The sequence below is a fragment of the Mycobacteroides franklinii genome, from assembly GCF_001853795.1.
Classification (GTDB): Bacteria; Actinomycetota; Actinomycetes; order Mycobacteriales; family Mycobacteriaceae; genus Mycobacterium; species Mycobacterium franklinii.
This window is the reverse complement of the sequence record NZ_MLIK01000019.1, coordinates 1,135,493-1,148,229: the sequence shown is the minus strand read 5'-3', so window position 1 is coordinate 1,148,229 and position 12,737 is coordinate 1,135,493. Positions and strand designations below refer to the sequence as shown.

Here is a 12,737-nt window from a genome sequence, read left to right as displayed (position 1 = left end):
TCGATGGTGCTCGGTGTCCGTTTGGCATCGGGTGAGCCGACACGGGGATCGGACGGAATGCACGACCGGATCAAACAGCGCACCCATTGGGCTGTGACGCATGGGATAGCCCGCGCGTACCTGAAAGTGCTTGCACGCCGGGGCGAACCCGTCGCGCAGCTGGGCATCGACACCGCCCACGCCGCCGACATCTACCGCTTTATCGACAAAATCCGGGCCCGCGGGCGGATGTCGAAATTCGGAGACGGTTGGTTTACCGCGGACGCTCAGATCGTTCGAACCATCTTCCGCGACAATCGGTTCGTCACCTTCAAACCCGAGCATCGGTCCGGCTCCCCAATCATCAAGCGTCTGGCCGCCTGGAGCGATCCGCAGCTGCTCAATCCCGCCGAGCCACCCTCGATTCTGATCACCGATCCCCCGGATCACGGGCGGCTGCGGCGCCTCGTCGCCGCGCCGTTCACCCCACGCGCGATCGAAAGCCTCCGCGGCCGCATCAAAGAGGTGACCGACGGTCACCTGGATGCGCTACAGCAGCGCCAGAATCCGGATCTGATCGCCGACTTCACTGCGAAGATCCCCATCGCCGTGATCGGCGAGATGATCGCCGTTCCGCCGCAGGACTACTCGCGGCTCTACACCGCGATGAACCGCGCGATCCAGCTGATCGCGACCACTGCACCGTCTTGGCGCGAGTATCAGGACGGCACCGAGGCCCTACGCGAGATCGATGCGTATCTCGAGAAGCATGTGGCGTACCTCCGACGTGAGGGCACTGAAAGTGAGCTGGCCACAGCACTTCTCGATAGTGACCTGAGCCACTTCGAACTCAAGATGTTCTTCGCGGTATTCCTGGGCGCGGGATTCGTCACCACCACCCATCTGATGGGTAAGGCGATCGTCACACTGCTGCGGCACCCCGACCAGCTGGCGGCACTGCACGCCGATCCAGAGTTGTGGCCCAACGCCGTCGAGGAGCTCATGCGCTACGACACCTCGAATCAGTGGTCGGCCCGCGTCGCCACCGAAACGGTCGAGATCGAGGGGCACACCATCGAGGCAGGTCAGTCGGCGCTGCTACTGCTCGGTGGGGCCAATCGCGACCCGGCGGCGTTCGAGAACCCCGACGTCTTCGACATCACCCGGCCCAACGCACGCGAAAACATCACGCTGGGCACGGGAATTCACGTCTGCCTGGGCCAGGTATTGGCGCGTGTCGAGCTGCACACGGCGTTGCAGTCCCTTTTCGAACGCTTTCCCCGGCTATCGCTTGCCGGCGAGCCGGAGTACTACGCCGGGATGGGCATCCACGGCCTGCGCCGCCTGCCCGTCACGCTGGGCTAGCCGCAGGCCGGCACGCCCTTGAACGCCAGCACCCGGCGCACCGAGGCATTGATGGCGTCACCGTTCAGTTCACCTGCGTTGTAGGCCGATTCGAGGCGATCCAGCACCGCACCAACCTTCTCGGTGCTCACCCACAGCGCCCAGTCGACCCCCGCCGTGAGCGCCTTGAGCACCGCCTCTTCGATCGGGAAGCGGTCGGTGATCGCGGCCATCGAGGACAGGTCGTCGGTGAAGATGACGCCGTCGAAGGCCGGCGCGCCGTATCCGGTTCCCTTGCGCAGCAGGTCGACTGCGGCCGGACTCAGGCTTGCGGGGTCGTCGCCGGTGAGTCCGGGCACCTGCATGTGGCCGATCATCACGGCAGCACCGCTGGTGACCAGCGAGCGATACGGCACCAGATCGTTGTCCTTCAGCTGCTCCAGCGGCGGGGTCACCACACCGTTGGTATGCGAATCACCCGAGGCGTGACCATGTCCGGGGAAGTGTTTGACCACGGCGCCCACACCGCCCGCCTGGTATCCGCGCACAGCCGCCTCGGCGTAGTCGGCGACCTTCTGCGGGTCACCGCTGAAGGAACGGTCACCGATGGCGCCATCGGGATCACCATCGGTGACATCCGCGTCCGGCGCGAAGTCGATGGTGATTCCCAGGTCCTTCATCTTCTGGGCGCGTTCCTGGCTGAGCGCCTGCACCTGCTCGGTCGTCTGGGTTGCCGCCAGCTCCCGGGCGGAGGGAGACGGACCGATGAGGTCCTTGAGACGCGACACCCGGCCGCCCTCCTCGTCGACACTCACCGCGGCCGGGATCGGGCCCGCGGTGACGACGTCATGCAGGGAGCCGTCGGTCAGCATCTCCTTCTTGGTCCAGCTTCCGACGAAGATGCCGCCGACGTGATGATCACGCACCAGCGCGCGGGCATCGTCGGCATCCTTGACGCCCACCATGAGCAACTGTGCCAACCTGTCGCGTGTACTCAGGCAGGCCAGATCACCGGCGGGTGCCGCCGTGACCGGCGCCTTCGGTGTCGCAGAGGACTCGGCGGTGTTCTTCGACGGCTCCGATGTGTTGCCACCACAGGCGGTAAGCGCCGCGACGACGAGACCGGTCAGTACGGTGCCTGCACGCATTCTCATGAGGCCATGGTGTCATGCGCGGGGTTCGAGCCGGGCCAGCCGGTCGCCGAGGTAGTTGCGAAATACTTCGTTGTCCGTGAGTTCCAAGGCTTTTCGATATGCGTCGGCCGCCTCGACGTCCCGATGAAGTCGTGTGAGCAGATCGGCCCGTGCCGCGTGCAACGGATAGTAGCCGTCAAGATCGGCCCGCAGGGGCTCGATGGCATCCAGCCCGGCCTGTGCACCGTCGCGTTCGGCCACGGCTACCGCGCGGTTGAGGGCGACGACGGTCATGGGGCTGTGCTGCATCAGCTGGTCGTACAGGGTCACGATCTGCCCCCAGTCGGTGAGCGCCGCCGAGGGTGCATCGTCATGAACGGCGTTGATGGCCGCCTGGATCTGATACGGCCCCGGGGCGTTGCGGCGCAGGCAGCGGCGCACCAACTCATGTCCCTCGGTGATCATCGGCCTGTTCCACCGGGTACGGTCCTGATCGGCGAGCAATACCAGCGCTCCGCTGTCATCGGTGCGGGCGGGACGGCGTGCTTCGGTCAGCAGGACCAGCGCCAGCAGGCCCCACGCCTCGGGCTCATCGGGCATCAGCTCCACCAGCACCCGTGAGAGCCTGATCGCTTCCCCAGAGAGATCCGTGCGCGTGAGCTCCGTGCCCGACGAGGCCGCGTACCCCTCGTTGTAGATCAGATAGAGCGCGGCCAGCACCGACGAGAGCCGGTCCGGCAGATCGTGGTCCGCGGGCACTCGATACGGAATACCCGCCGAGGCGATCTTCTTCTTGGCGCGCGTGATGCGCGCGGCCATGGTCGATTCGGACACCAGATACGCGCTGGCGATCTCCGGTGTGGTGAGCCCGCCGAGCAGCCGCAGGGTCAGCGCGACCTGCGCCTCCGGTGACAGCGCGGGGTGGCAGCACGTGAAGATGAGCCGCAGACGATCATCGTGCACCGGACCCACCTCCCGCGGCTCCGGCGGCGGCTCCTCGAAAGCAATTGCCTCCCGCGATAATTCGTCGCGCCGCTGGTCGCGACGCAACTTGTCGATGCCACGGTTGCGTGCGGTTGTGGTGATCCAGGCACCAGGATTTGGCGGGATGCCATCCTGTGGCCACTTGACGATGGCCACCTCGAACGCCTCCTGCACGGCGTCTTCGGCGATGTCGATGCTGCCGAAGTAGCGGATCAACGTCGCCACGGTGTAGCCGTACTCTTCGCGAAAGATGCGGCCGATCTCCTGTTGCGCCACGGGTCAATGGTGCCTCTCTGAGGTCGTGTGTCCTGGAAGAACCACGAACGAGCAGTGCGGAAATCGACAGCGCGCCACAATTGACCCATGGCCTACGACGAAGACCTGGTTGAGCGCATCCGTGAGGTGATCGCCACCACCAAGGGCGTCACCGAGAAGCGGATGTTCGGTGGGCTGGCGTTTTTGGTCAACGGTCACATGACGGTCGCCGCGAAACGCGGTGACGGGCTGCTGGCCCGTTGCGATCCTCAGGACACCGAAGCGTTGGTCGCCAAGGCACATGTGAGCCGGATGGTGATGGGTGGGCGCGAGATGGATGGCTGGCTGAGCGTCGATGCCGAGGGCGTGCGCACCAAGCGGCAGCTGGAACCGTGGGTGAAACGCGCGCTGGCCTACGCCGGCTCGCTGCCACCCAAGTAGCCCGCGCCGAGTGTGAAGTTACTGCGGGTAAACGCCGGAATTTCCTCAACAACTTCACGCTCGACGAAAAGGCTTGAGGTTCAACCCCCGCGCAGCACCATCAGCTTCTGCATATCGGCCAGCCCCTGCTCCTGGGCCTGGCCCAGGAAGGTGGGGAGCGGCGCCTGTATCTCGGGCAGCACCTCGTGGTCGATGAGGGCCTGCAGCTCAGCTTGCTTGGCGCCGTCACCGGCCTGGTTCTCGGACTCCTGCTGGCCGGAAGGTGTTGAATAGTCGTAGAACTCGCGATCCGATGGTCGCGAGGTGTCGATCTGCATGCCGCCGGGCTTCCAGTACGAATAGTTGGCCAGCTTGGCCTCGGCGGTACGCACCGCGACGATATGACTCGGCGCGGAGGTCGGGATCTCGGTGGGCGCGTTCTCGCCCATCACCGCACGGATACGGGGATCCTTGAGCAGGGTCGCCATCTCCTCCACCGACATGTCATCGGTGACGTGGGCGATCCACTTACGCCCTGCTGCATTGTTTTTCGCGATATCGGCAATATCGGCGCGCGCCGCCAGATACGAGAAACGCGGATCCGAACGCCATCCGTTGCCGCCGGATCCGATGGTGAGCAGCAGGGGCGCCAGGTCAACGCTGGAGGTGAGCTGGGTCCGTGTCTCCCCCGGTTTCGGGGTGAGCACACCATGCGGGTCGCGGATGTACAGCGGAACCCGGATGGCTTCCTCGTAAGCCGTCGCTCCCTTGCCGCGCAACCCATGTGAGCCCGCGTACTCCCCGTGATCGGAGGTGAAGATGACGACGGTGTTGCCGTCGATCTCCGGGCGTGACGCCAGCTTGTCGAGCACCCGGCCGATCTGCGCATCCACCTGTTGTTGCAGCCACAAGTACATGTCCAGGCAGCGGGCCCATTGGCGGGCCATGTCCGGGCCTGAATAGGTGACCGCACCCGTCATGATCGGCGACATGAAGTTGGCGTAATCGATTTGCAACTGCGGTTTGCGATGCTGCCGCAGCTCATCGGGAGTCTGGAAGTTGACGGGCACCCCATCAAACCAGTGCGGGACATCCTCCGGCAGAGGATTTTTCGGCCACCAGCAGATGTCGTGTGGATTCACCAGTGAGACGGTGGTGCACCACGGCCCCTTCCCCGCCTCCGCGTCGAACCATCCCGCGAACTGGTCGACGATCCCCGGGTCCTTCTGCAGTCCCTGGTTCGGCATGCCGTTCGGCGAGGGGAACGTTCCACCCGAGAAACCGTGAGCATCAAGACCTTCAGAGTTGTTGTCGCTCCAGTCACCCAGATGCCATTTACCCCACCACCACGTCCGATATCCCTGCTGACGCAGCATGGTGCCCCAAGTGGGGAACTGCGGGGCCAGGCTCGATTCGCTCGGCCCCTCCCCGGTGTACAGACATCCGGTCTGGTGCGAGTACAGCCCGGTCGTCATGGCGCCCCGCGACGGGGTGCACATGTTCGACGCGGTGTAGTGGGACCCGAAAGTGACGCTGTCCCTTTGCAATCGACTGAGGTTCGGCAAGAGGTTGGTGAGTTTCTGGATGTCGGGGAACCACTGCGGGGCCCTCATCTGATCCACCACGATCACCAAGATGTTCGGCTTGTTCCCATCGGATGCCGACGAATCGCCGTGCCCCGGTCTGCGGAGGAGTTCATACCCCCCGAACCCGACGGCGGCGGCACCGGCCGCGATCGCCCCGGTAGTAAGCACGGTCCTGCGGTTGAGCTCAGCCATGGATCCAACGTAACCGCAATTCGGCGGCAATGAACTCTGACGAGCTCAGCTGGTTTTGTGCCCGTTACGGTCGCGCCGGAGCAGGCACGGCAGGGGCCGGCGACGCCCCGGGCGATGGCGCCAGCGGCGCCTGTCCTGGTGTCGGCATCGGAGGCGGGGCGCCCACCGGAGGTGCTGGCGGCGTGGCGGGTGCCGGTGCCGGTCCCTCGGAGGCCGTGGGCTGCGTGCCCATGATCTCGATCTCGCTCACGGACACCAGTCCATTGAAGGCGTCCTGACGCTGCCCGCTCTTGTTCACGATCGATACGCCGGGTTCGGTGGCCTCGATGACCATGGTCACCGAATCGGTCACCACATTCACCTTGATACTTGCCAGCGCGCGGCTGACCGGCACCTGCTGCTTGACCGAGCTCCCGTCGCTGAATTCCCAACGCACCCTGGTGATCTTGCGGTTCTGAGCGAAGCGGTCCGAGCCGTCGATATCGGTCTTGGCGTATCCCGGAATCAGACCGACCGAGGTGACGAGCATCGGGTGATCGAACTTGGCCGTGATCGACTGCCCGTCCTGTTCCTTCCACTGGCAACGCCACGCGGTCAGTGGATCGTTGTCGAAGGCCTTCGCGGGGTCGTAGACGTACTTCGCCCCGTTGCTATCGGTGCCGTCCTCGGCCTGAACGCAATTGGTAGACACGTCCACCGGCTTGATCGGGCTCGAGGCCACCGGCGGCGGCGCGGTCGTGGTCGCGACGGCGCTGCTGCTGGGGGTCTTCGCGTCATTCGGCGGGAGCATCCCATGTGTCTGCGGAGTGGTTCCGTCGCCGTGCACCGCCATGTACCCGACGTATCCGAGCCCGACGATCACGAGCACACCTGCCAGCATCGCGAAGGCCATGACCACCCCGCGGTGCGACCGCGCGTTGGGATCCCGCCACGGATCAGAGAACTGCACCTGGGCGGCCAAGCTGGGCGGGCACGCGGGCAGCTGCGCCAGGGCCTCACGCAGATCGGGCCGCGCCTGCCACAGTCGCAATAGCTGATCCTGCGGTAGCGCCGGATTGTGCGCGGCGGCGAACTCCGCGTCATAGTCCGGCGCCGGTCCGTAGTTGTATGGACCGGTCATGGGCGGCCATTATTCCGCACGGACGCGCACGAGTAGCCACACCCGGCCGCTCGCCATACCGGTCTATTCACGGTTCAACATATTCCTCGCTCATCCGAACTGGCCCGCTGCCCACCCCCTACCTCGCCCGCGGGGTCCAGCTGATGGTCGCACTATCGCGACGGCTTGTCCGCCGGAGAATCGTTGCTGATCGAGAACGTGCTAGTTTGGCCGCTGTATCTGCATGACCTAGAGGAGCTCCGATGACCAGATTTGTGGTGCCGGCCGCCGCGAGCGTGCTGATCGGGCTGCTGCTGGGCGCCGCCGCGGTCTTCGGCCTGACGCTTTCGGTCGAGCAGGACAAGAAGCCGGTCGTCACCGGCATCGATCCGTCGACGGCAATCCTCAACCGGCCCGATTACGGCAACCGGAGCTGACATCTCGCGGCTCCCGACCGCGCCGCGCCGCCTTTCCTGACCCGTGACGCACCGCCTCGACTCTTCACCGCTGCGCCGGCGGTGGCTCGCGGTTGCCTCGGCACTTGCTCTGCTGCTGACCTTCTCTCAATCACCCGGGCAGATTTCTCCGGATACCAAGCTGGATCTGGCGATCAATCCGCTGCGCTTCGCCGCGCGTGCGCTCAACCTCTGGAGCAGTGACCTGCCATTCGGGCAGGCGCAGAATCAGGCGTACGGATACCTCTTTCCCCACGGTGCCTTCTTCTCGCTGGGCCATATTGTCGGGGTGCCCGCCTGGGTGACCCAGCGTCTGTGGTGGGCGTTGCTCGTGGTGGCCGGGTTCTGGGGCGTCATCCGTGTTGCCGAGGCGCTGGGTATCGGTACCCGCGGCTCCCGGATCTTCGCGGCGATCGCGTTCGCGCTGTCTCCCCGGGTGCTGACGACTCTTGGCGCCATCTCCTCGGAGACGCTGCCGATGATGCTGGCCCCGTGGGTGCTGTTGCCGATCATTCTGACGTTCCAGGGCCGCATGTCGCCGCGCCGGGCGGCGGCGTTGTCGGCGGTGGCGGTTGCCTTGATGGGTGCGGTCAACGCCGTGGCCACCGCCCTCGCGTGCGGGGTTGCCGTCATCTGGTGGCTGGCTCACCGACCCAACCGGACGTGGTGGCGCTTCACTGCGTGGTGGATTCCCTGCCTGGCGCTGGCCACCAGTTGGTGGATTGCGGCCCTGCTCATCTTCGGCAAGATCAGCCCAAAGTTCCTCGACTTCATCGAATCCTCCGGCGTCACCACCCAATGGACCTCGCTGACCGAGGTGTTGCGCGGAACCGACAGTTGGACACCGTTCGTGGCCCCGACCGCGACGGCGGGTTCCTCGCTGGTCACCCAGTCGGCCATGGTCATCGCCACCACCATGATCGCCGCCGCAGGCATGGCGGGGCTGGCCATGCGGGGCATGCCGGCGCGCGGGCGACTTGTCGCCATACTTCTGGTCGGCTTGGTGCTTCTGACGGCCGGGTACACCGGCGCACTCGGATCGCCCGTGGGCCAACAGATTCAGTTCTTCCTGGACGACGGCGGCACCCCGTTGCGCAATGTGCACAAGCTGGAGCCGTTGATCCGTCTGCCGTTGATTCTCGGCTTGGCGCACGCGTTGTCACGAATCCCACTGCCCGCCAGCATGCCCGTGCGGGAATGGCTTTCGGCATTGGCACGACCAGAACGCAATCGGGCCGTCGCCTTCTCGATCGCACTGTTCGTGGCGCTCGCCGCCAGCACATCGCTCGCGTGGACGGGCCGGCTGGTACCCCGCGGCGGCTTCGATGCGATCCCCCAATACTGGAGCGATACGGCGCACTGGCTGGCCGATCACGACGACGGCGGGCGGGCGCTCGTGGTGCCGGGCGCTCCGTTCGCCATCCAAACCTGGGGTCTGACCCGCGACGAGCCGCTGCAAGCATTGGGACAAACCCCTTGGGGAGTACGTGATTCCATCCCCTTGACGCCCCCGGAAACCATCCGGGCCATCGATTCCGTGCAGCAACTGTTCGCCGCGGGCCGTCCCTCGGACGGACTGGCCGACACCTTGGCACAGCAGGGCATCTCGTACCTGGTGGTGCGCAATGATCTGGATCCCGACACCTCGCGTTCGGCACGACCGATCCTGGTGCACCACACCATCGATGCGTCTCCGGGGCTGACCAAGGTGGCACAGTTCGGCGACCCTGTCGGGGCCGGAACGCTGGAGGGCTTTGTCGCGGACAGTGACCTGCGGCCTCAGTATGCCGCCGTCGAGATCTACGCGGTGGGTCCGCAAAAGCACAACGGCGACCCGTATTTCGCGGATATCGACAGCATGCCCAGGGTGGCGGGCGGCCCCGAGGCCCTGCTGCGGCTGGGCGAACGGCGCCGCCAGCTGAACGAACAGCCGCTGGGCCCGTCTCTGTTGGCCACCGACGCCGCTCAAGCCGGTCTGCGCCCCGGACCCGCGATGGTCACGGACACACCGCTGGCTCGCGAGACCGACTACGGGCGGGTAGACGATCATTCTTCGGCCATCCGCGCGCCCGGCGACAAACGTCGCACCTTCAATAGAGTCCCCGACTACCCGGCCACCGGTGTTCCTCTCGTCAACGGAAGTTGGACGGGCGGAACCATCACCGCTTCCAGCTCCGCATCGGATTCCACCGCCCTGCCCAATGTGGCACCGGGCACCAGCACGGCCGCCGCGATCGACCGCGACAGCGGGACAAGCTGGGTCAGCAGCTCCCTGGAAGCTGCTCTTGGGCAATGGATTCGAGTCGACCTGGATCGGCCGATCACCAATGCGATTCTCACCGTCACGCCGAGCGCGACCGCCCTGGGCGCGCAGGTGCGGCGGCTGGAGGTCGAGACCGACAACGGTACGACGTCGGTGCGATTCGACGAGCCGGGCAAACCCCTGGACATCGCGCTACGGCCCGGGGAAACCAACTGGGTCAAGGTAACCGCAACCGGAACCGACGACGGCACCTCCGGCGTCCAGTTCGGAGTGACCGAATTGTCGCTGACTCAATACGATGCCGCCGGATTCGCCCACTCCGTCGATCTGCGCCACAGCGCGACGATCCCCGCGCCCCCGGCCGGTGACAACCCGCTCGGCTGGGATTTGGGTTCCCCCCTGGAGGGCCGATCCGGTTGCGCCCCTTCCCCACAACGCTTGCGGTGTGCCGCGACACTGTCCCTGGCACCCGAAGAACCCGGCACATTCATCCGAACATTGACAGTCCCCCAACCCATTTCGCTGACGCCGAAGTTGTGGGTACGGGCACGTCCGGGCCCGCAGCTGCGTGATTTGATCCAACAACCGGGCACCACCGTCGCGACCGGAAACTCCGACGTGATCGATCCCCGCGGCTCGTCGTACGCGGCCACCGACGGCGATCCGGGCACGGTCTGGACGGCGCCGCAGGATTCGGTGCAACGCCAACATCTGCCATCCCTCGTCATCAAACTCCCCAAGCCCACCGCCGTCGGCGGAATTCGGTTGCGCCCCAGCCGTACCGAGGTGCCGGCGCACCCCAAGCAGGTGGCGATCAATCTCGGTGACGGTCCGCAAGTGCGGTCCATCGACACCAGGGCTGATGTCACCGAGCTGACCCTGCACCCGTTCGTCACCGACACCATCACGCTCACGGTGACCGACTGGACCGACATCATCGACCGCACCGCATTGGGATTCGATCAACTCAAGCCGCCCGGCCTCGCCGAGGTCGTCGCACTGGACGCGGACCGCCGGCCCATCGCCCCGGCCGACGATGCGGCGAACAGCAAGCGCACGATCACCATCGGATGCGATCGCGGACCGATACTCGCTCTGGCCGGACGCTTTGTGCCCATGTCCATCACGGCCACGGTGCGTGACCTGTTGGACGGCAAAGTCATTCAGGCGACACCCTGCGACACCAATCCGATTGCCACCGGTTCCGGGGCGCAGGACGTGACCGTCAACCCGAGCCAGCAGTTCATCGTTGACGGGGTACAGCTCACCGCACCCGGTACAACACCGGCCGCCGCGACCGCCACGATCGCCGCCAAGGGCACCTGGGGACCGGATCGGCGCGAGGTCACCGCCGAGCCTGCACGCCGCGATCGGATACTTGTGGTGCCTGAAAGCATCAACCCCGGATGGGTGGCACGCGATGCGCAGGGACACACGCTTGCCCCGGTACGCGTCAACGGATGGCAGCAGGGCTGGGTGCTTCCGGCCGGCGACGACGGAAAGATCACGCTGACATTCGGCCTCAACACCTGGTACCGGGCGGGACTCTTCGGCGGGCTGGCACTGCTTCCGGTCCTCGCACTCTTGGCCCTGCTGCCGGCGCGACGGAAAACCACGCTGCCTCGCGTGGTTCCCTGGCACTCGGGACCGGCCACGGGTGTCGCAGTCTTGGCGGCTCTCACCGCGATCAGTGGCATCGCCGGGGCCGTAGTGGGCGTGACAGCCCTGGTGTTCAAGGTGTGGACCCGTTGGCCGCTGCGCGCACTCACCGTCGCAGGCTCGTACATCGCGGGCGGCTCACTACTACTGGCCGGCGCGGCTCTCTCACGGCATCCGTGGCGATCGGTGGGCGGCTACACCGGTCACTCGTGGTGGATTCAGCTGCTGGCGCTGATCTCGGTGGCCACCGTGGCCCTGGCCGCGGTCCGGCTCCCATCACGACGCTTCTGGAAGCGGCGCAGTGCCTCCCGTGACGGGGATTCGACCAGCGCATAACTCACCGCGGCCATCGCGAAGCCGAAGATCAGCGTGAGAATCAGCACCGACGGGAAATGCCCACTGAACGGAAATCGTCCGATGACGGTGAAGACCATGTTCAGCGCGGCCAGGTGCCAGATGAACAGTCCATAGGACCAACGCCCCAATGTCACCATGAGCGGGCTGCCCAACACCCGATGCGGAGTACCCGGGGCGTCCAAGGTCAGCGGCATGAGCAGCGCCCAGGCCAGCGTCGCTCCCATCGCGATCTTGACCGCGTACTGGTGCGGGGGTGCCTGGATCAGCCCCTCCGGCCCCGCCAGCGGCGATGCCGCCACGGCGAACGCGATGAGGGCCACGACGGCCAGTACGACCCGGCGGCGGGCCAGACGCAGCGTCCAGGCGGGCGGGGCCGCACTCCATTCGGCCAGCAGCATCCCCGCGACGAACCATGAGAAGAAGGCGGGAGGCCACGTCAGCGGATTGATACCGGCGGGACTGTGAAACGGGATGAACGACCACCCCAAGCTGACCACCCCGGCCGCCAGCAGCAGCGGGGCCCGCCACCGAACCGGCGACCGCCGCATGATGAGCGCGATGACGGGCAGCGCGATGTAGAACGCGACCTCCACCGCCAGGCTCCACATCTGCGTCAGACCCGCCGTCAAAGTTAGCGGGATGTACAGCTGAGTGAGCGTCAGGTTGGCCAGCCAGACGATCCAACGGGCTCCTGCCGCATCCGGTAACAGCAACAGCACCACGAAGACGGCGGCCAGGTAGGCCGGGACGATGCGCACGAACCGCGACGCGAAGTAGCGCCCGGTACTCACCGGAGGCGGTCCCTGCGCCGCTGGCTGGGCGGCCAGCGCATGCGGTCGCCACAGCAGAAATCCCGATAGCGCGAAGAACACGGCCACCGCCAGGTCGAAGCGGCCCAGGATACGGCCGTCGACCCCACCGTTATGGCCGGTCTGGAACGCGGTGTGGGTGACGACGACCCCCATCGCGGCACAAGCGCGCATACCCTCCAGTGCGGGTACAAAGCCCCGC

The 12,737-nt window shown here is 66.0% G+C and carries 9 protein-coding genes; 4 read left to right on the top strand and 5 right to left on the bottom strand.

Going from position 1 to position 12,737, the window contains the following annotated elements; genetic code table 11:
* The first annotated feature begins 57 nt into the window (after positions 1 to 57).
* Positions 58 to 1,344 carry a cytochrome P450 gene (locus BKG76_RS13235; RefSeq protein ID WP_070939200.1) on the top strand — a complete coding sequence of 429 codons (1,287 nt, stop codon included), beginning with the start codon at positions 58 to 60 and terminating at the stop codon, positions 1,342 to 1,344.
* On the opposite strand, the gene BKG76_RS13230 is transcribed toward BKG76_RS13235, so the two are convergent.
* Both BKG76_RS13230 and BKG76_RS13225 read right to left on the bottom strand, forming a co-directional pair.
* Positions 1,341 to 2,471 (bottom strand): glycoside hydrolase family 3 N-terminal domain-containing protein, encoded by a 1,131-nt coding sequence (locus BKG76_RS13230; RefSeq protein WP_070938042.1) that lies wholly within the window; start codon positions 2,469 to 2,471, stop codon positions 1,341 to 1,343. The genes BKG76_RS13235 and BKG76_RS13230 overlap by 4 nt on opposite strands.
* Positions 2,472 to 2,489: 18 nt before the next feature.
* Positions 2,490 to 3,716 (bottom strand): RNA polymerase sigma factor, encoded by a 1,227-nt coding sequence (locus BKG76_RS13225; RefSeq protein ID WP_070938041.1) that lies wholly within the window; start codon positions 3,714 to 3,716, stop codon positions 2,490 to 2,492.
* An 87-nt stretch (positions 3,717 to 3,803) separates the two neighbouring features.
* Here BKG76_RS13225 and BKG76_RS13220 point away from each other — a divergent pair, with 87 nt between their 5' ends.
* Positions 3,804 to 4,136: a TfoX/Sxy family protein gene (locus BKG76_RS13220; RefSeq protein ID WP_070938040.1), complete on the top strand. Its 333-nt coding sequence runs from the start codon at positions 3,804 to 3,806 to the stop codon at positions 4,134 to 4,136.
* Between the two features lie 80 nt (positions 4,137 to 4,216).
* Here BKG76_RS13220 and BKG76_RS13215 read toward each other — a convergent pair whose 3' ends face one another.
* Both BKG76_RS13215 and BKG76_RS13210 read right to left on the bottom strand, forming a co-directional pair.
* Positions 4,217 to 5,893, bottom strand: coding sequence for a sulfatase-like hydrolase/transferase (locus BKG76_RS13215; protein WP_070938039.1), 1,677 nt, complete (start codon positions 5,891 to 5,893; stop codon positions 4,217 to 4,219).
* A gap of 64 nt (positions 5,894 to 5,957) precedes the next feature.
* Positions 5,958 to 7,013, bottom strand: coding sequence for an NADase-type glycan-binding domain-containing protein (locus BKG76_RS13210; protein ID WP_070938038.1), 1,056 nt, complete (start codon positions 7,011 to 7,013; stop codon positions 5,958 to 5,960).
* 242 nt (positions 7,014 to 7,255) lie between these two features.
* Between BKG76_RS13210 and BKG76_RS13205 the strand changes: the two genes are divergently transcribed.
* Both BKG76_RS13205 and BKG76_RS13200 read left to right on the top strand, forming a co-directional pair.
* Entirely contained in the window at positions 7,256 to 7,429 is a 174-nt protein-coding gene (locus BKG76_RS13205; protein ID WP_005063958.1) for a DUF2613 domain-containing protein, read from the top strand.
* A 43-nt stretch (positions 7,430 to 7,472) separates the two neighbouring features.
* Positions 7,473 to 11,705: an alpha-(1->3)-arabinofuranosyltransferase domain-containing protein gene (locus tag BKG76_RS13200; RefSeq protein WP_070938037.1), complete on the top strand. Its 4,233-nt coding sequence runs from the start codon at positions 7,473 to 7,475 to the stop codon at positions 11,703 to 11,705.
* Here the strand turns inward: BKG76_RS13200 and BKG76_RS24455 are convergent.
* Positions 11,588 to 12,709 (bottom strand): acyltransferase family protein, encoded by a 1,122-nt coding sequence (locus BKG76_RS24455; protein ID WP_232783659.1) that lies wholly within the window; start codon positions 12,707 to 12,709, stop codon positions 11,588 to 11,590. The two genes, BKG76_RS13200 and BKG76_RS24455, sit on opposite strands and share 118 nt — an antisense overlap.
* Positions 12,710 to 12,737 lie beyond the last annotated feature (28 nt).